The following is a 26,102-nucleotide window of genomic DNA, read 5'->3' as shown; positions in this document are numbered from 1 at the left end:
AAACTATTTAATATAGATGGCTCATCAACCGCTGATAATTAATTTCAATCCGTGTCGATGTGCAACTATTAAAGTTTATTTAACGAGGCACGACAACTGCGGGAACCCTGATAGATTTGTAGGGGAATTCCGAAGGGCGATTTTAATGACGTAAATCAATGAGTATTTCTCATTATTTTTAAAAAAAATTAATCGTCAGAGTTTTCCTACAAATAATATTCAATCCCCCTACAAAATAAATTCTATTTCCTTTATTTTTTTCGAGAAGTTTCACTATTCAACAGTGACCTTTAATTACCTATAGTGTCGTCAGCAAAAATATTGACTAAGCGCCTCTCTAGGCTTTGCCTTTAATTCTCCATTTGAGCCAGTCAGTAAAAGACGCCAAAGCGCGTTGGGCCCAACAGGATGAGGCGCAGTCACAATGGAAGATGTAAAAACAGGGACGCCAACCGCAAGCTGCGCTTCATTAACCGCTTTTGCACCGAAATCCCCCTCTACAAGCAGGGTTATTACTGATTTTTGAAAGTAATAAAACTTCATAAAAGAGGGATATTTATCAAAATCTTGATCAGCGTTACTAATTATCCTAGTACGCAATTGCTTGCCTTTCGCAAAGCAAGGCTTCGTGGCATAGTTATTTCACTGACGATAACGGATAACTCCAAGTAGGATCCTATGGCCAGAGTACTTATTATTGACGATCACCCCGTAACCCGCCTTGCAATTCGCATACTGCTTGAGAAAGACGAGCACGAAATCGTAGGCGAAACCAGCGACGGCCATGAAGGCATCACGTTGGCTAAGACCTTAGCCCCCGATTTGATCATTGTTGATATAGACATTCCTTCGATCAACGGTATTGAGGTGATTAGCCGCCTGCGCCGCATTAATTTTAACGGGCATTTATTAGTATTAACCGGCAAAAAAGACGGTCACTTTATCAATCTGAGCATCAAAGCCGGTGCTAACGGCTATATTAGTAAAGAGAACAATCTCTCTGAATTAAATGACGCGCTGCGGGCCATTCAGTCTGGGTTCAGCTATTTCCCGATGCCGAATCTCAATAATAAACAGACCTCTTCCATTCCAGATTCCGAAGCCGATGTGGTTTCCCTGCTTTCAGCGCGCGAGTTGCAAATCTTAAAATATTTGGCCAGCGGCATGAAAAATATCGATATTTCAGAAATCATGAAATTAAGCGATAAAACCATCAGCACCTACAAAACTCGCCTGCTGAAAAAGCTGCGTATGACCAACCAGGTTGAACTGGCTAACTTCGCCCGCCGCCATAATCTGGACTAATCAATGCGCAAATATGGAATGTTGCTGCTTCTGCTGATGCTTTTCGGCCACCTCACGGCAGCTTGCGCTGCGCAACGAGTGCATTTGCAGACTAAAACGGAATTGGTGCCAGTGTCAGCCTCTCTTAGCGACCAAGAATGGCGCTGGTTGGGCAACCAGCGGGTGTTACGCGTGGCGGTGTGGTCTCCCGAACAGCCTCCTTTTGTCACCTTCCCAGAGAACGGCATTTTCGAAGGCATTGATGCAGATTACCTCCATATGCTGGCCAACAACCTGAGCATGCGCACTGAAATTCTGCGCTATGACTCCCGCCAAGAGGCGCTCAAGGCCTTGCGCCAAGGCAAGGTTGACGCCGTGCAGTACTCTGCGGGCTTTGCCAACCCTAGCGATACCGACTTTATTGAGTCAGATAATTTCAGTCCCAATTTTCCGACACTAGTCGCCACCGGCGCGCACAACTTCAGTAACACACCCCATAACCAAGTTAAACAATTGGCCGTTGCTGAAAATTACATGTCAGACGACTGGATAAAGCAACAATTCCCGGCGGCGACCATTACTCGTTTCACGTCGGACCAAAGTGCCCTTTCCTCCGTGCTTACCGGCCAACAGCAACTCTATTTAGGCAACCTGACCACCGCGAATTTCCTGATTGAGCGTAACTACAATAATACGCTGGTGATTGTCGATATTCTGCCGAAAGAGGAACAAGGGAACCGCCTGCTGCTGGCGAAGAACAGCAACCAATTGCAGTACGCCATTGATGCCGTGCTCAAGGTGACGACTCAGACGCAGCACCGCACCATCACCAATCAGTGGATAGCGGGTACTAACTATTTTTCTTTCAGCTCGCCTCTGGATCTTACCGAACAGGAGAAGCGTTGGATTGAAAAACACCCGCAACTCAAGGTGCTGGTGAATCCGTTCTATGCCCCTTTCACCTTCAATGACAGCCAACAAAAGCTCTACGGCATTAGCGCCGACGTGCTGCGCCAAATACACCTGCGCACCGGACTGAATTTCACGCCTATATACGATGATGAAATCCCTGATTTCACCGAAAAAGACGAGCCGGATGATGGCGACATGATTGCCTCACTCAGCCCAAGCGATCAGCGTGAATCCACCATGCTGTTCACCCGCCCTTACCTGCAAACGGCTTGGGTTCTGGTGGTCAAAGACAGCCCTGACGCCGAAGTCACGCTGCAACCGGGCATGCGCGTCGCGATGGCGTTAGGCAGTGAGATGGAAACCCTGATCCGCACTCGCTATCCGAGCATCACTATCGTGCCCGCTGGTAATGCCAGTTTGGCGATGCAGATGGTGATTGATGGCAAGGCCGATGCTGCGGTGAATAACCTGATCAGCGGCAACTATATGATTGGTCACTTCTTCGCGGGGAAATTAAAAATTGGCGAGCGTCTGAGCGAAAAACCGGCGCACGTCACTTTCGCCGTTCGCCGCGATGAACCTGAGCTGCAAAGCATTCTGAACAAAGCGCTGGCCAGCATCCCACCGCGCACCATGTCACAAATCGTCAATAAATGGCAGCAAGGCAGCAACGTCACGCTCAACACTTGGACGCTTTACAATCGGCCGTTCTACGGGGTGGTGGCGCTCTCCTGCTTCCTGATTGCGCTGGCCCTGCTGTGGATTTACACCATGCGCCGCGAAGTATCGCAGCGCCGCAAATCACAATCTAAGTTACTGGAAGAGCTGGCTTTCCGCGAAACCTTGCTCAACGGTTCTCCTTCACCGGTTTACGTGGTCAACGCTGACGGCCAGACGCTGAATCACAACAGCGCCTTCGCGGCGTTTTTCACCAAACCCCAGTTAGCGCTTACTACGCTGTCGCTCTATGACCAGCGCCACCCGCTGGCGGTGCTGGCTCCGCATATCTTGCCGTTGATGAAAGAGCAGGTACAGGCGCCGCAGAAGAACTTCACCCATCGCAGCATCCTAAATGACGGCCAGCGGGACAGAGTTATCGACCACTGGGCCACCGCCTATAACGACGCCAATGGCCAGACTGCCGGGCTGATTTGCGGCTGGCAGGATGTGACCGATACGGAAAAACTGCTGCATGAACTGTCTGACGCCAAAGATAACGCCGAGAAAGCCAGTAAGGCCAAAGGCTCGTTTTTAGCTACCATGAGCCACGAGATCCGCACGCCAATCAGCGCCATTATCGGCCTGCTCGAACTGTCGGTGACCGACGGCAAACAGCGCGAGAAAAATGACCCACTGATGCTGGCGTGGGAGTCAGCCCACTCGCTGCTGGGGCTGATTGGCGACATTTTGGATATGGCGAAGATTGAGTCCGGCCAGCTGCAACTGGAACCTGAATGGGTAGACCTCCAGCAGCTGGTTTCTCCAACCGTGCCGATTTTCAACGGTTTGGCTCGACTGAAGAATCTGACGTTGGAAGTCACCAGCAGTGGCGAAACCGACTATAAAGTGCTGATCGACCCACTGCGCTTCAAACAGATTCTGTACAACTTCATCAGCAATGCGCTGAAGTTTACTGAGCAAGGTGGTGTGACCGTCGCCATTAGCGCGGAGATTCTGGATGACGAAAACCTGCAGTTTGACGTCACCATCACCGATACCGGCAGCGGCATCGACAAGCGCGACCAGCAGAAACTGTTCCTGCCCTACTCCCAGTTAAGCGCGGGTAAACAACAGACCGGCAGCGGGCTGGGGCTGTTCATTGCTGCCGAACTGATTCAAAAAATGGAAGGCTTGGTGGATCTCACCAGCGAGCCGGGCAAAGGCACCACGGTAAGTATCAGCCTGATGCTGCCCGCCAAGCCGCTGATTCGGGAGGAAAGCCCGATCAGCAGCACGCCGATCATTACTCACCATGCGCCACTGAATATTCTGATTGTCGACGACCAGCCGACCAACCGCATGCTGCTGAAAAGCCAGTTGGCGCGGCTGTCGCACTATGTCGACGAAGCCGAAGACGGCGAGCAGGCGCTAGAACTTTGGGAAAAAAACAGTTATGACTTGATGATCACCGACTGCAACATGCCGGGTATCGACGGGCTGGAGCTGACGCGGCTGATCCGCGAAGAAGACAGGCAACTGCTGATCTATGGCCTGACCGCTAACGCCCAGCCGGAAGAGCGCGAACGCTGTTTGCAGGTCGGCATGAATGACTGCCTGTTTAAGCCGCTGCGACTGCATCAGTTGGAGAAAATCCTCGCCGAAGTGCAGATCCTTAAGCAACCCGAAGTGCCCGACGACGCACTGGCGAGCTTTATCAATATGCAGGGACTGGTCCAGCTGACCTCGAATAATCAATTGCTGATTGAGGCTCTTCTCACCCGGACTTGCGAGGAGAATCGCAAAGACCAAGTGCTGTTAAAGGAGTATGTCGTCGAGCAAAACTGGCGCATGGCGGCGAAGACGCTCCACCGGCTGGCGGGCTCTTCTCAAGTGGTTGGTTTGACCCACGCAGATTCACTGTGCAGAACGCTTGAAAGCCAGTGTCTGGACAGCCCGATAGCCCAAGATCTGCAAACTCCATTCAGGGAGCTGCATGACTATCTGGACGCGTTCCATCAGGCCGTGCGCCAGCATTTTAGCTAGCGGTTTGCTGCCAACGCTTACTGATAACCAACCTTGTTGGTACACAAGAACGCCAGATGCACGTCGTGGCCGTCATTGCTTTCGCCGGTGATGTCGTACTTACCGCCGCAGAAGTCGTGGATTTTCACAAAGGTGTCCTGTCGGCGGCTACGCTCGAGCGGCGGCAGGATTGACGTGGTGTAGCTGGCTTCGCCGGTAATGCCGCTGGCGTTCAGGGGCCGGTAAACCGACGCGCCCACTGGCTTATCAATGCTGGAACAGCCCGCTAGCAGGCAGGCGGCAATCACCAAAAGGCTGTGAGATTTCATAATCATTCCAAATAAAGTGAGCACTCTCTAAAGAGTAGATAACGGCAGCAATCAGATTAACTTGAATTCGCCTCTTCTATCACTCTGATAGCGAAGAAAGATGTTGCGCCCCATTCCCGTCTTTTTCATTCAGTGGCAATATAGTTACAAACGGGATTATTCAAATTAACAATGAGTCCAACTATCGATGCGCACCTTGCTGTTTTTGCTGAGTGGCTACCTGCTGCTGGCGCTGTTTTATCTGGTGGTTAAATTATTTTCGCGCCGCACTCCCGCCCTGAATAGCTGGGGGCTATGGACCTTTATTGTGGTGTGGCTGGGCGTTGCGCTGGCAAACATGCTGGGCGGTGTGTTGCAGGCGGGCTACGGCGTGGGCGAAGAACTGCCCATTATGCTGCTGATCTTCCTGCCTCCGGCGGCGCTGGCGTTCTATCTTTGGCGTAGATCGCTGGAATAAACCGAGTAAAATCACCTTTCCCGTCATATTGAGTGAAACGGTGAGTAATCTGACGGGTTAAGTGACTCGCGTCGGCGGCATTCTCTTTATACTCATGGCTCACAGTCACGCTTTGTCGGGAAAATCACGCCCCGGCTTATGAAGGATTTATCCATGAAATTGACCAGCCAAAGTTTTGCCAACGGTGCCACTATTCCCGGCGAATTTGCTTTTGCCGTGCAGGATGCCGCCACTCATCTGACACTCTCCAGCAATAAGAACCCGCACCTTCTCTGGAGCGACGTACCGGCCAACACCCAGTCATTCGCGCTGGTGTGCATTGACCCGCACGTGCCAACCAGCCTCGACAATGTGAATCAGGAAGGCAAAGTAGTACCAGCGTCCCTGCCACGCGCCGACCTGTTCCACTGGGTGTTAGTCAATATTCCTGTCGACGTACGTGAAATTGCCGCAGGCAGCCACAGCGACGCCGTTACGCCAAAAGGTAAACCGGCCCTGCCTGCTGAGTCGAAAATGCGTCACGGCATCAATGGCTACACCGCGTGGTTTGGTGATGACGAAAACATGGGTGGCGACTATCACGGCTACGACGGCCCTTGCCCACCGTGGAATGATGAAATCGTTCACGACTACGTTTTCACTCTTTACGCGCTGGATGTTGCTCATCTGGAACTGCCAACCAAGTTCTACGGCCCGGACGCACTGGCCGCGCTGGAAGGCCACGTTCTGGCCTCCGCCAGCCTGACCGGCACTTATAGTCTGAACCCGAACGTGCGCTAAGCCCCTAGGCAGGAGAGAGAATGCAGTCTTCAAATCAAGTAAATAGCAGCGCTCCCCTGCCCGTTCAGTGGCCGGCTGACCACAGTCGGCTATTTTCCATGGCTCAGCCCTACTTGCAGCACCCGCACCAAATCGCCGATTTTCGCTTTTTTGAACCGTCGATCCTGCTGGTACGTTCAGGGCAATTGACCCTGCGCCATCAGCACAACGCTTTTCTCCAGCTCGATAACGCCGAGCACTTGGTGGTGGTTGCCCAGCACACGCTAACCAACGTCAGCAAGCGCCCCGATGGCGAAAAAGGCTTTTTCTCCTCCCTCTATCTGGGATTTTCTCCCGCCGTGATCGCCGCATTTTACCGCGATCACTCGGCGCTGGTCGCAAGCCTCGCGCCACTGACTGGCTTCAAAACCGTGCCGCTGGATGACGAACTGCGCGACACCTTAGAGCACTGCCTGCGCGGCATCGGCCATGGCGAACAGCCTCTGCCCAGCCCCGCCGTGCAGCAGCATCGCCTGACCGGCATCTTGATTGCGCTGGCCGAACGCGGCGTGCTGTTTATGCCACGATCTTCAGAACCCTTGAGCAGCAAGCTGACCGCGCTGATGTCCGCCGCCCCCGAATTTGCCTGGACGGCGGCCAGTGCCAGCCAGCAGTTGGCGATGAGCGAAGCCACGCTGCGTCGGCGCTTGGTGGAGGAGCAAACCAGCTTCCGCACCCTGTTGCAGGATATCCGCATGCACCACGCCATGACCCTGCTGCAAACCACCCGCTGGAGCCTGTCGCAGATCGCCGATGCCTGCGGCTATCGCGCCAGTTCACGCTTTTCCCTGCGCTTTAAACAGCGTTTTGGCTGTTCACCGGCCGACATTCGCTAAGACCCAAACCAACTATTTCCTGCGGCCTGAAAAACGCATAAAAAAATGACTCCGCGCAGTGCGGAGCCATAGCCCTGTTTGCATAATTGTTAATTATTGTTTCTATTTCCAATAATTATTGGCTGCCGCCACTGTCTGGTAGTGAATGGCAATGACCTGCGAAGATGCAATCAATGCATCGGCATCATTGGCATACACCGGACGCAATTTCTTCAGGATTTCTGGGTCTGGCTGGGTCGTTTTCACGCCCCGACGGCTCAACATTACCGCCAACTCATACCCTTCTTGTGGACCTGTCGTTATCAACGTTGTTAACCATTTATCGCTCATATTGCCTCTTTATTTTATTGTTATGTTACAAGTTGCATTTTAGATGCATGTTTAATTTCTTGGCAATTAACATTTTTATTCTAAGATAGAAATACATGCATTTCTAATGCATGTATTAACAATAATGAGACAATAGAGAACCTAATGATGATGGATAAAATGGTTAAGAAAACTTTACTCTTAGCAGTGTTGGCGGGTTGCGCGATGAGCGCGCAGGCGGCGAAACAGGAAGAATACAAGGCACATCTGACCGCAGTAAACGCGGATAAAATCGGTACATCGCCGGTTGGCGACGCCACCTTCAAAGTTGAAGGCGACAAGCTGGTTGTCCATATTAAGATGAAAAACACCCCGCCGAGCATCATGCACTGGGAGCATTTCCACGGCTACCCTAACGGCCAAAACGCCAGTTGCGTGACTGCCGCACAGGACAAAAACGGAGATGGTTTCATTGACTTAGCTGAGACTGAAGCCGTTTCAGGTACCACTATGGTGCCGTTCGATGATGCGCCGCATAAGATGAATATCCCAACCGATAACTACCCGCACGCTGACAAAGACGGCAGCTACGAGTACACCAAAGTCGTCCCACTGGCCGCATTGGAGAAGAAATTCGGCGAGACCTTTAAAGGCGGCAAAATCGATTTGGATAAACGCGTGCTGTACGTTCACGGCGTACCAGACAGCCTGAAATTGCCAGCTACCGTGGCGGGTGAAGTGGGTCATTACACCACCAGCACCACCCTGCCAATCGCCTGCGGCAAGATTGAAAAAGTAAAATCATAAGAGTCCGTTTTGGCGTCAATCCCGTTTTCGCCACCGACTCCATAAAGCAAAAAACCAGCCGATTGGCTGGTTTTTTTGTCGCTGAAGGCGAGCTATTTTTTACATCAGAAGAACAATCTCGCCAGTTCTGCGCCCGGATCTTCGGCACGCATAAAGGCTTCGCCCACTAAGAAGCTGTTAACCTTGGCTTCGCGCAAGCGGATCACGTGTTCGCGAGTCGCGATGCCCGACTCGGTGACCACCATGCGGTCTGACGGCAGCTGAGTCAGCAGGTTAATGGTCGTTTCAATGGTGGTTTCGAAAGTGCGCAAATTGCGGTTATTCACGCCAATCAGCGGCGTGGTCAGCTTCAACGAACGCTCCAGCTCTTCGGCGTCGTGTACTTCCACCAGCACGGACATCCCCAGCTCGTGAGCCTGCGCTTCCAGCTCCTGCATCTGAGCATCTTCCAGCGCGGAGACAATCAGCAGGATACAGTCAGCGCCCATCGCACGGGCTTCCAGCACCTGATAAGGGTCAACCATAAAGTCCTTGCGCAGCACCGGCAGGCCACAGGCGGCACGGGCTTCGGCCAGATAAGCCGCGCTGCCTTGGAAGAACTGCTCATCGGTCAGCACGGACAGGCAGGCTGCGCCACCCTTCTCGTAAGAAGCCGCGATCTCTTTTGGAATGAAGTTCGGGCGAATCAAACCTTTCGAAGGGCTGGCCTTTTTAACTTCGGCAATCACCCCTGCCACGCCTTCATCGCGCTTATTACGCAGAGCCGCCACAAAGTCACGGTGATTTTGCTGGGCAGCCTGCTCGGTAAGCTGCGCCACGGAAACCGCTTTTTTGGCAGCGGCGACTTCTTCACGCTTCACGGCGATGATTTTGGCAAGGATGTCTGACACGGTACTCTCCAGATTCAGGTTATAGGTCTTAGAAATTCTGATTATGCGTAGGGTCGGCATCACGAATGCCTGCGCCGCAGTATATCAATCGACTGCTTGAGCGCCACTCCCCAGCTTACTGCCGATTTGTGACAAAAGTGTTCAAACTAAGCTGCTGATAAAACATTATTATTTGAATATTCTGCCCAAAAACTCCCACACCCTTTGTTGCAGATAATTACACTGCCGCCATAAGCCGTGAGTCCGGAACAGCGTAGAGTGGTTTGTTTTATACACAATTTCACGACCCACTCTACTTATTCATATAGGGCCACGACTTTGAACACATCCTCACACTCTGCCTCCCTCGAAGCTCAGCCGGAATGGCTGCAAACCCGTCCCGGCGAATCTTGTTTGATCCGCGTTTCTGCTGAAGAAACCGGCGGGCTTTACTCAGTAGTCGAAATTATTTCGCAGCCCGGCGACGGCACCCCGCTGCACGTGCATGCCAATGAAGATGAATACGCGCTGGTGCTGGAAGGCACCGCGCGCATTGCCTATGGCGATGAGGTGATTGATGCCAAAACCGGCGACAGCCTGCTGCTAAAACGAGGCATTCCGCACGCATGGGCTAACCGGACTGACCAGCCGATGCGCTTGTTGATGACCTGCACGCCGGGCGGCGTCGAAATTGCCCTGCGCCTGATCGCCGCGCAGGATTTCGAGCGTCTTGGCGCGATAGGCGAAAGCCTCGCCGTCACCGTACTTGGCCCAACACCGTTCTAATCCTTTCACGCCAGAGAGTGCCACCACGCATGACGTGGCGGCACTCTCTATTCATCAGACATCACAAAACCTCGATCCAAGTTACACATTCGACCCGCCAAAAAAAGGAACTAAATTCCTCCCCCGCCACTAACAAAGACACTCCCCTACAGGTGCAAGAACTATGTTTTCCTCCATCGGTCAATCGAACCGAATTCAGTACACTCCGCAGATCGTTCGCGGCGGCATTCACCCCTTTATCAAAATCAGGCCGCCGGTGAATGACCCAGTTAAAATGCTGGCGACGCTGTGTAAAGACAATAAAGTTACCTACTTGGGCGATGTCCACGGCCAGTGTTTTATTCCTGAGTTAGTGGGTAGATCCGCCAAAGAGCTGAAACAGGCTGGGGTCGATTTACTGGCCATAGAATTCGTTAAATTCAGCGACAACGCGGCGTTCCGCGAAGCACTGGCGGGCGGCAAAAACGCCATCAAAGACTTCATCCACAATGCTTGGGCACCGACACACGGCGAGGCTTGGGTTGAGAGCATTGCCAGCGCACTCGCTGAAGTGCATAACGCTGGGATTGCCGTGGCGGGGATTGACCGCCATATGGCGGGCGGCGCGCCGAAAAACCCACTGGAAGCCATCAATTACATGAACAGGCGCTTAGCCTTGAATATTGCGTGGAACGCCGCGGCGGAGAGGGAGGAGCGTGCGATTGGTGCGTCGAAAACCTTGGTGTGGGCAGGCACCGGGCACTTCGTCAATAGCTTCGAAAACGGCCCTAAAGACATGCGCCCCGGTCCTGTGGTGGCCTTTGCCAACACGCAAGTAGGCACAGGGTGCTCGCTCAATGACAAAGATGACAACAGCCACGTACTGATCCACTATCGGCGTCAGCACCGCACCTAGCCAGTGTGCACAATGCCGCCACGGGCGTGGCGGCACATTTGCTGCGATTAACGGCGTTTAGACATCTTTAAAACGGCCATACAGCCCCGGATTGCTGCTGACTTTTTGGTTGTACTCGCGCACTACCGACATTTTCCCCGCCAGTTGGCTGCTGCTCATGGCGTCGAAAGAGGTCGGCTGATGATAACCATCGGTATATTTCAGGCTCGGGTCAGCGGAGAGACTGCGCACGTCATACAGTTGTAAGCCTTGCTCTTGCAAACCTTCCGCCAGATCCTTCACCAGCGCGGGACCAATCGCCGGGAAGCCCTGCGCCATCATGCGTTGGTTGACCTCAGTGTTAGACATCGGCTGTATACCACTCAGCGCCCACTGTGCGTTCGGGTCACCAAGCTGACTGTTGAACTGCTTTTTGACCACCAGATCGTTAGGGTTGATGTGCGAGTTGCGCAGCGTGGTGGCGACCGGAACGTGCGGCCAGGCATCAACCAGCGCGATATCTCTGCTGCTTTCGCGCGGGTCACCCAGCATCACCAAAATATGGTCATTCTTATAAGAGACGTTGGACACCGGAGACTTGGCCCCGCGCGCCGCCAACAGGGTATAAGCCACGTCGGCAAACTCCTGACAGTTCCCCCCTTGCAGAGTCGCTGCCGTGCGCGCGCTGTTGTAGGTTCTGTCCAACTGCGGTGCCTGTTTGCGAAACTCCTTTTTATACTCACGGGCCAAGTGCCCACGGGCATAACTCTCCCCCTGCGAATGAACTACCGACAGCCATTGGTTGCCCGCGCCGTGTGGCAGATAGCGCTGAGTCTCTTTCTGGATCTGATCCGCCAGTTGCAGGTTCTGCAAGGTTTGCGGTTTGACCTGCGTCACCGCGTTGCTGTACTGGCCGCGCAGCCTCAGCGACGTTTCCGGCATGGAGCCATGCACGGTAGAAGGCTGGGGCGCGACAGGTGCGCTGGACGAGGCACTCTGATTTCCATAGTTACCATAATGGGAATAACTTCCGCCATAAGAAGGAATATTGCCGGGATTCATAATGTTAGAGCCTTAGAAATTGAATAAAAGAAGGGGTTACTGGGCGTCGGCGGTCTGGCGTGACGCATCCGTCTGCGGCTCAGGAATTTGCGCAGGGGTGGTCAGGCGCTTGTTTACCGTCTCGGCATAGTGGGCAAAACGCTCATACAGGTTGATCAACTGGTCCGCCGTCATCCCTTCCCACGGCAGGCGCGCCCACAGCACAATCTCATCACCCGCGCCGGTGGCGGCAATGATGATAGGTGGCGAAAGCAAGTTCATGATATTGACCTGCAACAGCTCCAGCAGCATGGCCTGAGCGCGCTCTTCCTCAACGGCAAAGGGCAGATTACAGCTCATGGTCAAATTTCCGGCGGGATAATCTTGCAGCGCAATGGTCAGCCCGGAGCGCATCATCAGCTCAAAAGCCTCTTCATGGCCGGTCACCGAGGGCTGACTTCCCAAATACTTAAACAGCGGAGTTAACACATCACTAAAGGTCGGTTGCATCACCCATCTCCTCTTCACAGGGTAAAAAGCCTTATCGCTGTGTGAGTAGCAATGCGTGGGGAGTTGGTTCCGCGATTTCCCGGTCAAAGGGCGGCAATGCGGTAAGCAAATATGTTGGAAGGCGAAGCCTGCGGCGCGCACTCGGAATAAGACGAATCTCTCAGATTATTTTCGACGGAAATTCCATAGTTCTGAACAACTTGGTGTTTCAATACCGAGATTTACATACTTTGATGATTCCATTACATCGTAGATTTTACATAAAGAGATAGCATCTGAAGCAGTGTGTTGAGGTTCATTGAGCAGAGGGAAGCTATGCGTTTCAAATCAATATTTCTAACCACCATATTCACGATGGGCGTGGCCAATGCCGCCTTCGCCGACAGCTGCCAGAAGAACATTTTCGACGGCTACGACTGCACCTATGACAACGGCACCACCTCCACCAGCCAGAAAAACATCTTTGGCGGATTAGACACTCGTTACAGCGACGGGCGCAGCTCCAGCAGCCAAGCCAACATCTTCGGCGGCCAAGACACCCGCTTCAGCGATGGCACCACCTCCAGCAGCCAGTCGAATATTTTTGGCGGGCAAGACACCCAAAACAGCGACGGCAGCAGCTCCACCAGCCAAGCCAATATCTTCGGCGGCCAAGACATCCGCTACAGCGACGGCCACTCCTCAATCAGCCAAGAGAACATTTTTGGCGGGCAGGATACGCGGAATGATTAAACCAATCCCCCAAACAACCTCCCCCGCAATGTCTCCGCCGTTGCGGGGCGGGGTTTCACCCGGCCTCGGGCGGTTAATTCTGGCATGACGAACTGTACGAAATCCACGAAACTGCCGGGGGTGATGGCGTAACCAAGGTTGAAACCATCGACGCCGGACTGGCTGGCGAAGCTCTCTAGCTGGTCGGCAATGGAGCTTGGGCCGCCGACCAAAGTGGGGTGCAATCCGCCAATGCCGATGTAGCGCGCGGCTTGTCGTAGGGTCCATTGGCGACCGGCGTCAATGCGCGTCAAGCTAGCGAGCGCGGAGCGGCAGGCGTCGGTTTCAATATATTCCAGCGGGCGATCGAGGTCGTACTGCGACCAGTCAATACCGGTCCATGCGGAAAATAGCGCCAGCGCCGCTTCTTCACTGATGTACTGCTGAAAATCCTCATACCGCGCCTCGGCCCGCTCATCCGTCGCGCCCGTCACCACGGTCACGGCGGCGATAAACCGCAGCGAGTTGGGGTCGCGGCCAATCTCTGCCGCCAGCGTGCGAATGGTGGCTATATCCTTGCGAATCGCCTCGGGCGTTAGCCCTGCCATAAACACCACTTCGGCATTGGCGGCGGCAAATTGGCTGCCGCGCGAAGAGGTTCCAGCCTGAAACAGCACCGGTGTGCGCTGCGGGCTGGGCTCACTCAGATGGGCGTCCGGCACCTGATAATAGCGCCCGTGATGGTGAATCGGATGCACCTTGGTGGGGTCGGTATAGACTCCGGCGGCTTTATCGCGCCGCACCGCGCCATCTTCCCACGACGACTCCCACAGCTTGCGCGCCACGTCGAGAAACTCCTTCGCGCGGTCATATCTTTCATCATGAGGAAGTTGCTGGGTCAGCCCCAAATTGCGCGCGGCGGAATCCAGCATAGACGTCACCACATTCCACGCCACCCGGCCATTGGTCAGATGGTCGAGGGTGGTGAATTTGCGCGCCAGCAGGTAAGGCTGCTCATAAGTGGTGGAGACCGTGATGCCGAAACCCAAGTGGCGAGTAGCCGCAGCCATGGCTGACACCAGCAGCATCGGGTCATTAACTGGCATCTGCGCGGCGTGGCGCAGAGCCGCGTTCGGCTGCTGCTGGTAAACGTCGAGCTGCCCGAGGGCGTCGGCGATAAACAGCGCGTCGAAGCCCGCGTCGTCCAGCAGTTTGGCCACCTCAACCCAGTAATGAATGTCGGTATAACGATGCGCCTGATCCTCAGGGTGCCGCCACAGTCCAGCGGAAATATGCCCCACCACATTCATCATAAAACCAAACAAAATAAAGGGCCGCGGGCCGCTTTGATTGCTCATGGCATGCTCCTCAATGTTTCTGGCGAGCACTGAGCGCGCCCGCCGCCAGCACCACGAAAATCAGCACGCCGGAGGCCACCTGCTGCCAGTAGAAGTTCCAGCCGATAAGCAGCAGTCCGTTGGCGACAAAGCTCAGCAGAATAACCCCGAGCAGCGTGCCCGGCACGTTGGCGCGGCGCGAGCTGGAGAAAGTGGTGCCGATAAACGCCGCACCGATGGCATTCAGCAGATAAGCATTCCCCGACAGCGGCACCCAAGCTTTAACGTTAGAAGCCAGCATCAGCCCGACCACTCCGGCAATCACCGCGCCGAGCACAAAGGCCACGGCGGTCAGCCGGCCGACGCCAATCCCCGAGTAGCGCGCAACGCTGGCCTGCGTGCCGATAAAGGTCAACGCCCGGCCATGTCGGGTGCGATGCAGCAATAAATGCAGCACTAGCGCCAGCACCAGCACGTACCACAGCGGCAGAGGAACGCCGAGCAGCGCGCCGTGGCTGATGGCCGAGAAGCCGTCCGGTAACACCTGACTTAACAGATAGATAGGCTGACCGCCGTTGGAAGACAACTGCTGCACGCTCTGACCGATAAACAGCGTGCCGAGGGTGGCGAGGAAAGGCTCGACGCCCAGAATCGCCACCAAAAAGGCGTTAAACAGCCCGACGCCGAGGGCCGCCAGCAGCGCCGCGAACAGCGCGACAGGCAGCGCCACCTGATGCAGAACCAGCGTCACCAGCACCAAACAGGCGAAGTCGATGGAAGTGCCAATCGACAAATCCACCGCGCCCATCGAGGTGACCAGCGTCATCGCCAGCGCGGCAATCGCCAGCGGCGCGACGTTATTGAGCAGCACGCTTTCGATATTGCTCAGAGTGAAAAAGCCCGGCGCGAACAGGCTGAAAAACACCAGCAGCGCGGTAAACGTCAGAATCAATAAGGTGCGCAGCAGGTTGCCGCGCCCTTTGCCGGTGGCGGAATTGGCGACAGGTGCAGATAGCTCAGACACGGACTTTTCTCCTCTGCTGGCGCTGGCGCAGCACGGCGGTCAGCGACACTACCAGCAGGATCAGCAAACCTTCGACCCCGTTTATCCAGTAGCTTGAAATGTTGATTAACTGAAAACCGTTGGCAATCAGGCTAAGAAACAGCGCGCTCACCAGCGTCCCGCCGATGGTCGGCACCAAGCGCCGTGAGAACACCACGCCGAGCAGCGCCGAGGCGATCACCATCAATAAGCTGTCATTGGCCCCCGGCGAACTGCCGCTGAGTAAAGTTACGGAAGCCAGAGAAGCAATACCCGCCGCCAACCCGCAAAGCACATAACTCGCCGCCACATAGCGCGACACCGACAGCCCCTGCGCCCGCGCGGCAATCGGGTGACTGCCTACCGCCTGTAGCCGCAGGCCAAATGAGGTGAAGTGCGCCAGCACGATGAACACCAGCGCCACGCCGGCGAAAATCCACGCCAGCCACGGCAGTGCCAGCGGACCCGCGCCAATTAAGGTGTCAAACAGCGGGCCGCTGACCGGCACGGTGGAGTTCTCGGTCAGCACCATTTCCAGCCCGATGGCGATGTTCATGGTGGTCAAGGTAGCCAGCAGCGGCAGGATGCGCAGCCAAACCACCGCCAGCGCGTTAAGTAGCCCCAACGCGCCGCCGCTGAGCAGGGCCAGCAGGATGGCGGAAGTAATGGGCGCGCCGTGGCTCAGTTGAGTGGCGAACACCGCGCCGCTCAGCCCCATATTGGCCGCCACCGACAGGTCAATGCCGCCGGTCAGCGAGTGACTGCCACCGCCGCTCAGTACCAACGTGAGCCCGAAGGCCAGCGTGCCGGTGACCACCGTCTGTTGCAGCACGTTGCCCAGATTGCCCGCCGTGAGAAATATCGGCGACAAAAACACAAACACCGCCAGCACGGCGATGATAATCAGCAGCGCGCCGCCCTGTAGCCAGTGGGCGCTGCGCTCAGATTTCGGCGCGAGCGGCGCGGCTTCGGCCAGCGTCTCGCGCGACGTTAATTCACTCATGTCACCTCTCCTTCAGAGGCTAAAACTGCGTCTTCCCGCACCGCGCCAGAGGCCCAAGCGAGGATTTCATGGTGGTCGGTGTCGGCTCCTTGCAAGGATTTCACCAGCCTGCCGCGCGCCATCACTAGCACCCGGTCGCACAGCGATTGCAGCTCCAGCAGGTCGGTAGAGAAAATCACCACCAGCGCCCCTTTGGCCGCCAGCCGTTGCAGTGCCTGATAGATTTCCGCTTTTGCGCCGATATCCACCCCGACCGTCGGCTCATCCAGCAAATAGACCTGCGCGTCGGTATTCAGCCACTTCGCCAGCACCACCTTTTGCTGATTGCCGCCCGACAGCGAACGCAGCGGCGCTTCTGGCCCCGGCGTGCGAATGCCTAAATCGGCAATGTTGGCCGCCACCAGCTTTTGCTCGCGGGCGCGGTCAACAAATAGCCCTTTGACCAGCGAGCCAAGGCTGGTCAGGGCGATGTTCTCCCGCACGCTGAGTTCCGGGGCGATGCCGTTGGCGCGGCGGTCCTCCGGCACAAAGGCAATGCCGCGTTTAACTGCGTCACGCGGCGAACGGGGTAAAAAGGCCTCTCCCGCCAGCTCAAGCCTGCCGCTGATGCCGCTCTCCAACCCAAACAGCGAGCGCACCAGCGCCTTGCCGCCGGAGCCTAGCAGGCCGGTGACGCCAAGAATTTCTCCGCGATGCGCCGCAAAGCTCACCGCCGAAAAACGCCCCGCCGCCGCCAGATTGCTCACCTTGAGCAGCACCTCATCGCGGCGATGCGCCTGCCGCTCGACCAGCGATTTTTGCTCGTCGCCTAACATGTCGGTGATCAGCCGCTGGGTGGTCACTTGGCTGACATCGTGACGCGCCACGTCCTGCCCGTCGCGCAGCACGGTTACGCGCTGGCACAGCTCGCTGATTTCATCGAGATAATGGGAGACGTAGAGAATGGCCAACCCGCGCTGGCGCAGGGTTTTAATGGCGCGAAACAGCGACGCCACCTCATGGCGGGCCAGCGCGGCGGTTGGTTCGTCAAACACCAGAATGCGCGGCGAGTGGCGCAGCGCGCGGGTGATCTGCACCACCTGCTGCTCCGCCACACTGAGGTCGCTAATCAGGCTGTCGGGGTTAATGTGCAGGCCGAAATGCTGCTCGATGGCGTCGCGGGCGATGCGCCGTAGGCGACGACGATTAACCAGCGGCAGGCCGCGAAACGCCGTTTCTTCCCCCAACAGCAGGGCTTCGGCGACGGTTAAGGTTGGGGCCAGTAGGCGCTCCTGATGAACAATTTCAATGCCGTGAGCCTGCGCCACGCGGGGGGAATCTATCCCCACCGCCTGCCCGGAGAGTGAGATCTGCCCTTGATCAGCGCGATGCAGGCCACCCAAGATCTTAATCAGCGTCGACTTGCCCGCACCGTTGTGACCAATCAGGCCGTGGATCTCTCCCGAGCGAAGCTCGAGGGAGACGTCACGCAGTGCCGGTACGCCGTCAAACGCCTTGCTGATATTAGTCAGCGCCAGCAGTGGCGACTCATTTTGCATCGGTCTGGCCCAAGGTTTTCTGCGCCTCGGCGGCGTTTTCTTTGGTCACTACCAGCGCAGGCACATAGGTGGCTGGCGGCAATGAGGTGTCACCCGCCAGATAGCGCGCGGCGTTCTGCACCGCCGTTTTACCAATCAGGTAAGGCTGCTGCGCAACCACGGCGGCGGCGCTGGATTTCGGATCTTTCACCAGCGAAACCACGTCCGGGCTGCCGTCCACGGCGTACGTTTTGATTTCAGAGCGCCCTGCGGCGTCTACCGCCTGCGTCGCGCCAATCTGCGGCACGTCCCACGCGGCCCAAATTGCCTGCACCGAGCCTTTCGGGTATTTGTTCAGCAGTTGGCTGATTTGCGCGTAGGCGTCCTGCACGGTGTTCGGGATCACGTCGCGCAGCTCAGGCTCGATGATTTTGATTTTCGGATACCACTTGAGCACCGCCTTCAACTGGTCATAGCGCATTGCCACCACCGGCACGCCGTAGAAGCCGTTGAACACCAGAATGTTGCCTTCGCCGCGCAGGTCATTCACCAGTTTCAGCGCCAGCTGCTCGCCGATGTAGAAGTTGTCCGAGGTAGTGACGTTGATGCTGGACGGGCTGGCGGTGTCCACGGTAAACAGTGGGATCCCGGCGGCGCGGATCTTCTTCAGCCACGGCTCAAGCACCGAAGCCGTGCCCAGCGTTTCAATAATGGCATCCGGCTTTTGGGCGATCAGCGTCTGAATTTGTGAGATTTGCTGGGCTTCTTTGCGACCACCGTCGAGCGCAATCGGAATACCGCCGAGGCGTTTGACTTCATCCACTTGCCCCTGATAAGCCTTCAAATCCCAGTAGTGGTCAGTGCCCGCCACGGTGATGCCGATGCGCTTCCCCTTCAACGACGGAACGTCTTTGTCATCGGCATGCGCAGGTAAAGTCAGCAGCAGCAAGGCGCTGGCGACCAGCGCCGCAGAGGTTTTTAAGCCGTGTTGCAGCCACGATTTTTTCTTGGTTTTTTGTGTTGCCATCATCTCGATTAACCCTGATTGGTGTTGTTGTTTTAAAAGTCGGCAGGTATTGGCCCGCCGACATTGCTAGAAAAAGTGCTGATCACTCGCCGTTGCCGATCTGCCAGATAAACGTCGGTTCGGCGCGGTTAACTTCCCAATCGCCGACGTTGCGCGTTTTATAGATAACCGGGTTGTGCGACGAGATAGTGCGCGCATTGCGCCAGTGGCGGTCCAGCGACTTGCTGATGCGCGTGTCGGAGGCCCCCAGCGCGTTAAACAGCTCGGTCGCCGCGCGCGGCACCAGCTCGGTGGCAATCACCTGCGCCTTGGCGGACTCCACTTCGGCAATGATATTGGCCTGTTTAACCAAGGCGTCGTCGCCGCTGGTGTGCAGCTCAAAGGCTTTTTGCAACGAGTAGCTGGCCTGCTGCACCGCCGCGTCGACCGCCCACGCCCAGCTGGAAAGCTGCCCCACCACTTGCAGCACCTGCGCGTCATGGCGCACCTGCTTGGCATTGCCGTGGCTGTAAATACGTTTGCGGTTGGCGACGGCCTGCGCCGCGTCGCGGGTAATAGCTCGGGCGATGCCCGCCAGCGTCACCAACAAGATTTGCTGGTAGTACGCCGTCTGGTAGGTGAAGCGGTCGCTGAAGTCGTAGACGTGCGGCGCTTCCACCTTGGCCTGCTTGAAACGGGTGCTGCCGCTGCCGGTCAGGCGCTGGCCGAAGCCGTCCCAGTCGTCGTCGCGCTCGACGCCGTCCTGATGAGTGTTGACCAGCACAATCACGTCGCGGCCGTTGTCGGAACGCTGTGCGTAGACGTCAATCCAGTCGGCGTACAGCGTGCCGGTGCTGTAGAACTTTTCGCCGTTGAGCGTCCAGCCGTTCTCCTCGGGGGTGACTTTGGTCAGCACTTCGCCCAGTTTCAGGTTGCCGATTTCAGTCCAGCCGCTGCCCACCAGTTCGCCATCGACAAAGCGGCGGAACCAGCCACGACGCTCCTCGGTATCGGGCTGATTTAGCCGGTCTTCGATAAACGCGAAGTGGGCACGCAGCGCCTGCGGCAGGTTGGAATCCGCCTCGGCCAGCTCGGTGAGCAGCAGGAACAGCTGGGGCAACGTGGCCCCTAAACCGCCGTCCGCCACCGGAATTCGCACGGTGCCGAAACCGGCCTCTTTCAGCCAGCGCAGCGGCTCCAGCGGCAGCGTGCGGCTGTTTTCACGTTCAACAACACCTTCGGCGATGCGGGCGAAAACCGGGCGGAAGCGTTCCGCCAGTGCGAGGTATTCAGGGGTGTAGGATTCAGACATGGTGTTCTCCGATTTCTGATTGTGAATCAATATCCTGACGGGTTGGCTCAAAGCGAATAACCAACAGGAAGACGATAGGAATGATGGCGCTCAGGGAAACTATCCAGAACATGTTGGTGCCGAAACGGGCTTGCAGGATCGGCAGGATAAACAGCGCCGCCGCGCTGCCAATGCCAGACAGCGAGCGGCCAAAGCCGACGCCGGTGGCGCGAATGTGGGTTGGGTAAGAGAGCGCCGGGTAGATCATCAACTGCGCGCCCGGCCCAAAGCCTTCGGCAAACAGCCACAGGCCGAGCATGGCGATGGCGAAAACCACGCCGAGCGCCGCCTGCGGGTGACCAATCAAGGCCAGCGCCACCAGCGCGACAAACTGCAAAGCAAAACCGGCGATGGCCACGTGGCGCGACGGGTATTTCCACGCCAGACGCATCCCCAGCAGGCCGCCGGTAAAGGCAAACAGCGCGTTCAGGCCGAGAGAGGCCGAGATGGTTTCGAACACGCCCGCGCCGAGGAACTGCGCCAGAATCGACGGCAGGAAGAAGGCAATGGCGGTGTATTCAAAGGAGATGCAGACGTTCATCACGCCGGTGACGATAGTGCGTTCGCGGTACGGCTTCTGGAACAGCACGCGGAAACTGACTTTTGGCGGTGCTTTTTTCTCGACTTCCGGCTGCTCCGGCTTGGCTTCGTGAGCCTGAATGCCGTAAGAGTCACGCAGAATGCGCACCGCACCGGTCAGGTCGCCTTGGTTGGCGGCCCACAGCGGAGACTCATTCATAAACTTGCTGCGCACGGCGATGATCAGCAGCGCCGGAACCGCGCCAAACAGCAACGAGGCGCGCCACAGCCAGTCGATATGCTCTTTTGGCAGCAGGAAGTAGAGCGCGAAGATAATGAAGAAGCAGGCCGACGAGGCGGCGTACCACATCGGGCACCATGCGGCTAACCGCGCGGCTTTATTGCCCTTGCCGGTGAACTTCGAAAACTCCGCCAGATAGGCCATCGCCACCGGCAGGTCAATCCCTACCCCGACGCCCATCAGGAAGCGCGCGCCAATCAGCACCCAGACGTTGGGCGCCAATCCGGCAGCAATCGCCGACACCACGAAGAACAGCATGTCGGCCATAAACACCGAGTAGCGGCCATATTTGTCAGTCAGCCAGCCGCCCAGCAGGTTGCCGACGATGGTGCCAATCATAATGGATGAGGTCACCAGACCGGTGAGCGTGGGCGTCAGGCCGAGGTCCTTCACCACGTCATCAATGCCATAGGACAAGGTGGTCAAGTCATAGGCATCAAGGAACACGCCACCGAGCGCCAAAAACACAATCCAGCGCGCGTAGCTGTTTTTGCTGGTACTGCTATTGATCAAATTCGCCACGTCGCTGACGGAACGAACTGGTGTTGAATGCGACAGCGAAGACGTTACGTCGCCGTCAAGATTTATCGTGCTCATCATACCCTCTTGTTTTTTATTGGCAGGTGATACGAGGATTTATAGAGGGAATAAAGGCGGAAAACAAACAACAAAAATGGCTATTAAAATTAACAAATTCAATAAGTTAAATGTTAATTACAACAAACACAAAAGCCGGATTAACCTAGGGCTAATCCGGTGAGCATCAACGTAAAATTCAGAATTTAATTGGCGGAAACGGGCACTAAAACATCCTTCACCAGTGGGTCAGTCGTCTCTTTCAGCCACTGCTGCAACCTTGGATCGGCAAAGGCTTTTTTTAGCTTCACGATATTCTCGTCATTCAAATAAGGCGTGCCGATAACCAGCTGTGAGGCGAAGGTTTTTGGCGCAGGCGGGAACAGAATGCCTTTGTCACGCGGCACCTTACCGGCATCGAATTCAGAGACATAGCCAATGGCGGCGTCCACCGAGTTCAACACGCGCGGCATGGTCAGCAGGTCCAGCTCTTTGAACTTGAAGTTGTGCGGGTTCTGCTTGATATCTTTCAGCTTGGCGGTGCGCGGCTCGACCGCCGGATCCAGTCCAATCAGGCCAATGCGTTGCAGCAACCACAGCGCCTGCCCCTGATTGGCGCCGTCGTCCGGCACCACGATCAGCGCGCCGTTTGGCAGGTCAGACACCGAACGGTAGCGGTCAGAGTAAATGCCAAACGCCCACTGGAAAATCGGCAGAGCCGAGGTCAGCTGGAACTTGTTGGCATCCACCACCTGCTTGAGCCACCACTGGTGCTGATACACCGTCGCGGCGTACTGGCCTTCTGCCACCGCGCGGTCAGACTGTACCGGATCCTGCAAGCCGACGGCCTCCAGCTTGATGCCATAATCCGGCGCGATGTGCTCACCCACGTACTGAATAATGTGTTCTTCGCCGGCCATCGCCGGTTCAAAATGCACTTTCAGCGTGGTACCGAAGGTCACGGCGCTGCTCTTCTGCGACGCGAAGTGCCAACCCAATCCGGCAATCACCACCACTGCGATGGCGGCCACTGGCCACGGCCAGCTTTTCTTCTTTTTAATTTCAAAATCGTGCTGTGTCATGATGCGTAAGATCCCTTGGAGTGTTGCAACGCGGTGACCAAACGATCACCAATAAATTGAACCAGTTGAATGGTGGCGATCAGCACCACGATGGTGGCGATCATGATGTGGTTGTCGAAACGCTGATAGCCGTAGACCACCGCCAGATAGCCAATACCGCCCGCGCCGATGGTGCCCGCGATGGCCGAGTACTCAATCATTGAAATCACGTTGAGCACGATGGCCGCGACGATGGCGGGCAAGGCTTCGCTTAGCTGGGCGTGGACGATGATTTGCCACGTTGAGCCGCCGGAGACCAGCCCGACCGCCGTGACTTCAGACGGCAGTTCGCGCAGGGCGTTTTCCAGCAGGCGAGCGAAGAACGGCGTCCCGGCCACCACCATGGGGATCACCGCCGCCGGAATGCCGATGGTGGTGCCGGTCAGCCAGAAGGTGAACGGAATGATCGCCGCCATCAGCACCAGAAACGGCAGAGACCGTCCCATATTGACTATCCAGCTCAGGGTGCGATTGATCCCCGGACGCGGAAACAGCCCGCGACGCGAAGTGTTAAACAGCACAATGCCCAGCAGCCCGCCGAGGGTGACCACGAACAGCATCACGATGCCGACCATCAGCCAAGTTTCCAAATAGGCCGGGAGCATCAGCGTATGCAGCTGGCTCCACGGCGTGTCCTGACTCATTACATCCACCGCGGGCTTCATACCGCCTCCTTGAATTCGCTTTGGCTTTCAATCAGTTCGGCATTAATTCCCAGTTGGTAGAGCTGCTGAATCAGCACCTGCAAGCCGACCGGGCGCTGGTTGAAGCGCACGCCAACTCGCATTCTTCCTGCCAGTCTCTCCCCCACCTGCTCGACGTGCGCCGCCAGCACGTCCACCTGAATCTGGTGCTGCTGGCTGACCTGACTAATCCAGTCAGTGGCAATCGCCCGGTCGCCGTAGGTCAGCTGCAATTGCAGGTCACCGTTGGCCGCCAGCGGCTGCAACGGGAACAGCTGCTGGCCGATGCGTGAACCCGGCGTCGCCAGCAGTTCGCGCAGTGAACCCTGCTGAAGCAGCTGGCCGTCGCGAATTTCCGCCACGGCGTCGGCGGCGCGGCGCACCACGTCCATCTCGTGAGTGATCAAAATGATCGACAAACCAAACTGATCGCGCAGCTGTTTCAGCAGTGTGAGAATCGAGGTGGTGGCATCAGGATCCAGCCCGGAAGTCGCTTCATCTGCCAGCAGCACCGAGGGCTTGAGCGCCAAGGCGCGGGCAATACCCACGCGCTGACGCTGGCCGCCGGAGAGCTGTGACGGGTAATAGTTCGCCTTTTCGCTCAGGCCGACGCTGTCCAGCAATTGGCCGACGTGGCGCTTGATGTCGCCCGGCACTACGCCCAGCCACTCCAGCGGCAGCGCGATATTTTCCCACGCGGTTTTGCGTTGCAGCAGCGCCGAGGACTGAAACACCGTGCCAATGGCGCGACGTTCGCGGCGCAGGGTTTCCCCGGAGAGCCGCGACAGGTCTTCGCCATTGACGCGAATGCTGCCGGAGGTCGGCTTTTCCAGCAGGCTGATGCACTTCGCCAGCGTGGATTTCCCCGCCCCGCTTGGACCAACCACGGCGGTGATTGAGGCGTTGGGCACGGTGAGTGAAATGCCTTTCAGCACTTCAACCACCTTGCCACCCGGCGCGCCGTACTGTTTATGCAGATTGTCGATTTCAATCATGACGCCACCTCGCCGCCGACCGGGATTTCGCTGTGAGAAGTGCGACGGTAGCTAGCGCCCGGATGCGGAGCCGCCAGACGCGGGCCTGCGCCGAACAGTTTTTCGCGCAGGGTGCCCGGCTGGTAATCCTTCTTGTAGACGCCGCGCTTTTGCAGCTCGGGGATCAGCAACTCAACCACGTCGGTGAAGCTTTCGTGGGTCACGGCGTAGGCCAGATTGAAGCCATCGACGTCGGTCTCTTCCACCCAGCTTTGCAGCTCGTCGGCCACGGTTTCCGGGCTGCCGACCAGCAGCGGGCCGAAGCCGCCAATGCCAACCCAGTCGGCCAGCGCCTGCACCGTCCACTGGCGATCGGGATCGGCGGTGGAGAAGGTTTCAACCGCAGACTGAATGGCATTGGTGTGGATGTGCTTGAGCACCTGATCCGGCTGATATTGGCTGAAGTCGATGCCGGTCCAGCCGGAGATCAGCGTCAGCGCGCCTTCATAGCTCACCCAACTTTTGTACTCATTCCATTTGGCCTGCGCGGCTTTGTCGGTTTCGCCGACGATCACCGTTTGCAGGTTGAAGATCTTGATGCTGTAAGGGTCGCGGCCCAGCGCGGCGGCGCGCTGGCGGATGTCCGCCACCAGCTTTTTCAGCAGCACTTTGGACGGCGCGGCGACAAATACGCACTCGGCGTGACCAGCGGCGAAGTCCTTACCCCGGCTTGACGCCCCAGCCTGATACAGCACCGGCGTGCGCTGCGGCGAAGGCTCGCACAGGTGAATGCCCGGCACTTGGAAGAAGGTGCCTTCGTGGTTAATCGGGTGGATTTTGCTCGGGTCGCTGAAGATGCGGCGCTCGCGGTCGCGCAGAATAGCGCCCTCTTCCCAGCTGCCTTCCAGCAGTTTGTACACCACTTGCAGGTATTCGTCGGCGTAGTCATAACGCGCGTCGTGGTCGGTTTGCGCCTTGTAGCCAATGTTGCGCGCGCCGCTTTCCAGATAAGAAGTGACGATATTCCAGCCCACGCGGCCCTTGGTCAGGTGATCCAGCGTCGAAAGGCGGCGAGCAAAAGGATACGGATGCTCGAACGACAGCGAGGCGGTCAGGCCAAAGCCAAGATGCTCGGTCACCAGCGCCATCGGCGTGACCAAGGCCAGCGGGTCATTGACCGGCACCTGTGTCGCATGGCGAATTGCCGCGTCGTTGCTGCCGTTGTAGACGTCATATACCCCGAGCACGTCGGCGATAAACAGGCCGTCGAACTTGCCGCGCTCCAGCAAACGCGCCAGATCTGTCCAATATTCCAAATCCTTGTATTGCCATGAACGGTCGCGCGGGTGGGCCCAAAGCCCCGGCGACTGGTGACCAACACAGTTCATATCAAATGCGTTAAGGCGAATTTCACGTTGCGATGACATAGCATTACTCCATAGGAGA

At 56.7% G+C, this 26,102-nt stretch carries 26 protein-coding genes; 9 read left to right on the top strand and 17 right to left on the bottom strand.

What is annotated here, in order from left to right:
• Positions 1 to 309 precede the first annotated feature (309 nt).
• Entirely contained in the window at positions 310 to 600 is a 291-nt protein-coding gene (locus GEAM_RS23065; RefSeq protein WP_128124571.1) for a hypothetical protein, read from the bottom strand.
• Positions 601 to 678: 78 nt separating this feature from the next.
• On the opposite strand from GEAM_RS23065, the gene GEAM_RS02960 reads away from it, so the two are divergent.
• Positions 679 to 1,305, top strand: a complete 627-nt coding sequence (locus GEAM_RS02960; RefSeq protein ID WP_034788026.1) for a response regulator transcription factor — start codon at positions 679 to 681, stop codon at positions 1,303 to 1,305.
• Positions 1,306 to 1,416: 111 nt separating this feature from the next.
• Positions 1,417 to 4,899, top strand: a complete 3,483-nt coding sequence (locus tag GEAM_RS02955) for a response regulator (protein ID WP_167333521.1) — start codon at positions 1,417 to 1,419, stop codon at positions 4,897 to 4,899.
• A gap of 17 nt (positions 4,900 to 4,916) precedes the next feature.
• Here GEAM_RS02955 and GEAM_RS02950 read toward each other — a convergent pair whose 3' ends face one another.
• The gene (locus GEAM_RS02950; protein WP_051899385.1) at positions 4,917 to 5,207 is read right to left on the bottom strand and encodes a hypothetical protein; all 291 of its coding nucleotides are present in this window, start codon (positions 5,205 to 5,207) and stop codon (positions 4,917 to 4,919) included.
• A gap of 187 nt (positions 5,208 to 5,394) precedes the next feature.
• Between GEAM_RS02950 and GEAM_RS02945 the strand changes: the two genes are divergently transcribed.
• From GEAM_RS02945 to GEAM_RS02935, 3 genes are all read left to right on the top strand, one after another.
• Entirely contained in the window at positions 5,395 to 5,664 is a 270-nt protein-coding gene (locus GEAM_RS02945; RefSeq protein ID WP_034788022.1) for a hypothetical protein, read from the top strand.
• Positions 5,665 to 5,817: 153 nt separating this feature from the next.
• Entirely contained in the window at positions 5,818 to 6,444 is a 627-nt protein-coding gene (locus tag GEAM_RS02940; RefSeq protein WP_034788020.1) for a YbhB/YbcL family Raf kinase inhibitor-like protein, read from the top strand.
• Positions 6,445 to 6,464: 20 nt separating this feature from the next.
• Positions 6,465 to 7,319, top strand: coding sequence for a helix-turn-helix transcriptional regulator (locus tag GEAM_RS02935; protein WP_034788017.1), 855 nt, complete (start codon positions 6,465 to 6,467; stop codon positions 7,317 to 7,319).
• Positions 7,320 to 7,421: 102 nt separating this feature from the next.
• Here the strand turns inward: GEAM_RS02935 and GEAM_RS02930 are convergent, their stop codons facing one another.
• Positions 7,422 to 7,649 carry a hexameric tyrosine-coordinated heme protein gene (locus tag GEAM_RS02930; protein WP_034788015.1) on the bottom strand — a complete coding sequence of 76 codons (228 nt, stop codon included), beginning with the start codon at positions 7,647 to 7,649 and terminating at the stop codon, positions 7,422 to 7,424.
• A 144-nt stretch (positions 7,650 to 7,793) separates the two neighbouring features.
• On the opposite strand from GEAM_RS02930, the gene GEAM_RS02925 reads away from it, so the two are divergent.
• Positions 7,794 to 8,435: a hypothetical protein gene (locus GEAM_RS02925; protein WP_210435869.1), complete on the top strand. Its 642-nt coding sequence runs from the start codon at positions 7,794 to 7,796 to the stop codon at positions 8,433 to 8,435.
• A gap of 104 nt (positions 8,436 to 8,539) precedes the next feature.
• Here GEAM_RS02925 and trpC read toward each other — a convergent pair whose 3' ends face one another.
• The gene (gene trpC / locus GEAM_RS02920; protein WP_034788039.1) at positions 8,540 to 9,325 is read right to left on the bottom strand and encodes an indole-3-glycerol phosphate synthase TrpC; all 786 of its coding nucleotides are present in this window, start codon (positions 9,323 to 9,325) and stop codon (positions 8,540 to 8,542) included.
• Between the two features lie 318 nt (positions 9,326 to 9,643).
• Here trpC and GEAM_RS02915 point away from each other — a divergent pair, with 318 nt between their 5' ends.
• Positions 9,644 to 10,090: a cupin domain-containing protein gene (locus GEAM_RS02915; RefSeq protein ID WP_229333761.1), complete on the top strand. Its 447-nt coding sequence runs from the start codon at positions 9,644 to 9,646 to the stop codon at positions 10,088 to 10,090.
• A 163-nt stretch (positions 10,091 to 10,253) separates the two neighbouring features.
• Entirely contained in the window at positions 10,254 to 10,985 is a 732-nt protein-coding gene (locus GEAM_RS02910; protein ID WP_084674032.1) for a Type III secretion system effector HopBA1, read from the top strand.
• A 57-nt stretch (positions 10,986 to 11,042) separates the two neighbouring features.
• Here the strand turns inward: GEAM_RS02910 and GEAM_RS02905 are convergent, their stop codons facing one another.
• Both GEAM_RS02905 and GEAM_RS02900 read right to left on the bottom strand, forming a co-directional pair.
• The gene (locus tag GEAM_RS02905) at positions 11,043 to 12,026 is read right to left on the bottom strand and encodes a hypothetical protein (RefSeq protein WP_034788012.1); all 984 of its coding nucleotides are present in this window, start codon (positions 12,024 to 12,026) and stop codon (positions 11,043 to 11,045) included.
• Positions 12,027 to 12,062: 36 nt separating this feature from the next.
• A complete protein-coding gene (locus GEAM_RS02900; RefSeq protein WP_034788011.1) occupies positions 12,063 to 12,515 on the bottom strand; it encodes a CesT family type III secretion system chaperone in 453 nt (150 codons plus the stop codon).
• A 315-nt stretch (positions 12,516 to 12,830) separates the two neighbouring features.
• On the opposite strand from GEAM_RS02900, the gene GEAM_RS02895 reads away from it, so the two are divergent.
• Entirely contained in the window at positions 12,831 to 13,247 is a 417-nt protein-coding gene (locus GEAM_RS02895) for a hypothetical protein (RefSeq protein ID WP_034788009.1), read from the top strand.
• On the opposite strand, the gene GEAM_RS02890 is transcribed toward GEAM_RS02895, so the two are convergent.
• The 11 genes from GEAM_RS02890 to GEAM_RS02840 form a co-directional block, all read right to left on the bottom strand.
• Positions 13,244 to 14,584, bottom strand: a complete 1,341-nt coding sequence (locus GEAM_RS02890; RefSeq protein WP_051899384.1) for an LLM class flavin-dependent oxidoreductase — start codon at positions 14,582 to 14,584, stop codon at positions 13,244 to 13,246. The two genes, GEAM_RS02895 and GEAM_RS02890, sit on opposite strands and share 4 nt — an antisense overlap.
• Positions 14,585 to 14,594: 10 nt before the next feature.
• A complete protein-coding gene (locus GEAM_RS02885; protein ID WP_150385419.1) occupies positions 14,595 to 15,587 on the bottom strand; it encodes an ABC transporter permease in 993 nt (330 codons plus the stop codon).
• Positions 15,580 to 16,608: an ABC transporter permease gene (locus GEAM_RS02880; protein ID WP_034788007.1), complete on the bottom strand. Its 1,029-nt coding sequence runs from the start codon at positions 16,606 to 16,608 to the stop codon at positions 15,580 to 15,582. Before GEAM_RS02880 ends, GEAM_RS02885 begins: the two co-directional genes overlap by 8 nt.
• Positions 16,605 to 18,146 carry a sugar ABC transporter ATP-binding protein gene (locus GEAM_RS02875; protein WP_034788006.1) on the bottom strand — a complete coding sequence of 514 codons (1,542 nt, stop codon included), beginning with the start codon at positions 18,144 to 18,146 and terminating at the stop codon, positions 16,605 to 16,607. The genes GEAM_RS02880 and GEAM_RS02875 overlap by 4 nt, the downstream gene beginning before the upstream one ends.
• Positions 18,136 to 19,155 carry a sugar ABC transporter substrate-binding protein gene (locus tag GEAM_RS02870; RefSeq protein ID WP_051899383.1) on the bottom strand — a complete coding sequence of 340 codons (1,020 nt, stop codon included), beginning with the start codon at positions 19,153 to 19,155 and terminating at the stop codon, positions 18,136 to 18,138. Before GEAM_RS02870 ends, GEAM_RS02875 begins: the two co-directional genes overlap by 11 nt.
• A gap of 79 nt (positions 19,156 to 19,234) precedes the next feature.
• The gene (locus GEAM_RS02865) at positions 19,235 to 20,443 is read right to left on the bottom strand and encodes an acyl-CoA dehydrogenase family protein (protein ID WP_034788005.1); all 1,209 of its coding nucleotides are present in this window, start codon (positions 20,441 to 20,443) and stop codon (positions 19,235 to 19,237) included.
• Positions 20,436 to 21,899, bottom strand: a complete 1,464-nt coding sequence (locus GEAM_RS02860) for an MFS transporter (RefSeq protein WP_034788003.1) — start codon at positions 21,897 to 21,899, stop codon at positions 20,436 to 20,438. The genes GEAM_RS02865 and GEAM_RS02860 overlap by 8 nt, the downstream gene beginning before the upstream one ends.
• 185 nt (positions 21,900 to 22,084) lie before the next feature.
• Positions 22,085 to 22,960: a MetQ/NlpA family ABC transporter substrate-binding protein gene (locus GEAM_RS02855; protein WP_034788001.1), complete on the bottom strand. Its 876-nt coding sequence runs from the start codon at positions 22,958 to 22,960 to the stop codon at positions 22,085 to 22,087.
• Positions 22,957 to 23,664: a methionine ABC transporter permease gene (locus tag GEAM_RS02850; RefSeq protein WP_034787998.1), complete on the bottom strand. Its 708-nt coding sequence runs from the start codon at positions 23,662 to 23,664 to the stop codon at positions 22,957 to 22,959. Before GEAM_RS02850 ends, GEAM_RS02855 begins: the two co-directional genes overlap by 4 nt.
• Entirely contained in the window at positions 23,661 to 24,677 is a 1,017-nt protein-coding gene (locus GEAM_RS02845) for a methionine ABC transporter ATP-binding protein (RefSeq protein ID WP_034787995.1), read from the bottom strand. Before GEAM_RS02845 ends, GEAM_RS02850 begins: the two co-directional genes overlap by 4 nt.
• Positions 24,674 to 26,083, bottom strand: a complete 1,410-nt coding sequence (locus GEAM_RS02840; protein WP_034787993.1) for an LLM class flavin-dependent oxidoreductase — start codon at positions 26,081 to 26,083, stop codon at positions 24,674 to 24,676. Before GEAM_RS02840 ends, GEAM_RS02845 begins: the two co-directional genes overlap by 4 nt.
• Between the last annotated feature and the right edge of the window lie 19 nt (positions 26,084 to 26,102).

The organism is Ewingella americana ATCC 33852, from assembly GCF_000735345.1.
In the GTDB taxonomy this organism is placed as follows: domain Bacteria; phylum Pseudomonadota; class Gammaproteobacteria; order Enterobacterales; family Enterobacteriaceae; genus Ewingella; species Ewingella americana.
The sequence above is the reverse complement of the archived record's forward strand: the minus strand, read 5'-3'. Positions and strand labels throughout refer to the sequence as shown.

What these genes read in the sequence shown, in the direction of transcription:
- GEAM_RS02960 (WP_034788026.1), top strand. Translation starts at nt 679, where the DNA reads ATGGCCAGAGTACTTATTATTGACGATCACCCCGTAACCCGCCTTGCA.
- GEAM_RS02950 (WP_051899385.1), bottom strand. Translation starts at nt 5,207, where the DNA reads ATGAAATCTCACAGCCTTTTGGTGATTGCCGCCTGCCTGCTAGCGGGC.
- GEAM_RS02945 (WP_034788022.1), top strand. Translation starts at nt 5,395, where the DNA reads ATGCGCACCTTGCTGTTTTTGCTGAGTGGCTACCTGCTGCTGGCGCTG.
- GEAM_RS02940 (WP_034788020.1), top strand. Translation starts at nt 5,818, where the DNA reads ATGAAATTGACCAGCCAAAGTTTTGCCAACGGTGCCACTATTCCCGGC.
- GEAM_RS02935 (WP_034788017.1), top strand. Translation starts at nt 6,465, where the DNA reads ATGCAGTCTTCAAATCAAGTAAATAGCAGCGCTCCCCTGCCCGTTCAG.
- GEAM_RS02930 (WP_034788015.1), bottom strand. Translation starts at nt 7,649, where the DNA reads ATGAGCGATAAATGGTTAACAACGTTGATAACGACAGGTCCACAAGAA.
- GEAM_RS02925 (WP_210435869.1), top strand. Translation starts at nt 7,794, where the DNA reads ATGATGATGGATAAAATGGTTAAGAAAACTTTACTCTTAGCAGTGTTG.
- GEAM_RS02910 (WP_084674032.1), top strand. Translation starts at nt 10,254, where the DNA reads ATGTTTTCCTCCATCGGTCAATCGAACCGAATTCAGTACACTCCGCAG.
- GEAM_RS02905 (WP_034788012.1), bottom strand. Translation starts at nt 12,026, where the DNA reads ATGAATCCCGGCAATATTCCTTCTTATGGCGGAAGTTATTCCCATTAT.
- GEAM_RS02900 (WP_034788011.1), bottom strand. Translation starts at nt 12,515, where the DNA reads ATGCAACCGACCTTTAGTGATGTGTTAACTCCGCTGTTTAAGTATTTG.
- GEAM_RS02895 (WP_034788009.1), top strand. Translation starts at nt 12,831, where the DNA reads ATGCGTTTCAAATCAATATTTCTAACCACCATATTCACGATGGGCGTG.
- GEAM_RS02890 (WP_051899384.1), bottom strand. Translation starts at nt 14,584, where the DNA reads ATGAGCAATCAAAGCGGCCCGCGGCCCTTTATTTTGTTTGGTTTTATG.
- GEAM_RS02880 (WP_034788007.1), bottom strand. Translation starts at nt 16,608, where the DNA reads ATGAGTGAATTAACGTCGCGCGAGACGCTGGCCGAAGCCGCGCCGCTC.
- GEAM_RS02875 (WP_034788006.1), bottom strand. Translation starts at nt 18,146, where the DNA reads ATGCAAAATGAGTCGCCACTGCTGGCGCTGACTAATATCAGCAAGGCG.
- GEAM_RS02870 (WP_051899383.1), bottom strand. Translation starts at nt 19,155, where the DNA reads ATGATGGCAACACAAAAAACCAAGAAAAAATCGTGGCTGCAACACGGC.
- GEAM_RS02865 (WP_034788005.1), bottom strand. Translation starts at nt 20,443, where the DNA reads ATGTCTGAATCCTACACCCCTGAATACCTCGCACTGGCGGAACGCTTC.
- GEAM_RS02860 (WP_034788003.1), bottom strand. Translation starts at nt 21,899, where the DNA reads ATGAGCACGATAAATCTTGACGGCGACGTAACGTCTTCGCTGTCGCAT.
- GEAM_RS02855 (WP_034788001.1), bottom strand. Translation starts at nt 22,960, where the DNA reads ATGACACAGCACGATTTTGAAATTAAAAAGAAGAAAAGCTGGCCGTGG.
- GEAM_RS02850 (WP_034787998.1), bottom strand. Translation starts at nt 23,664, where the DNA reads ATGAAGCCCGCGGTGGATGTAATGAGTCAGGACACGCCGTGGAGCCAG.
- GEAM_RS02845 (WP_034787995.1), bottom strand. Translation starts at nt 24,677, where the DNA reads ATGATTGAAATCGACAATCTGCATAAACAGTACGGCGCGCCGGGTGGC.
- GEAM_RS02840 (WP_034787993.1), bottom strand. Translation starts at nt 26,083, where the DNA reads ATGTCATCGCAACGTGAAATTCGCCTTAACGCATTTGATATGAACTGT.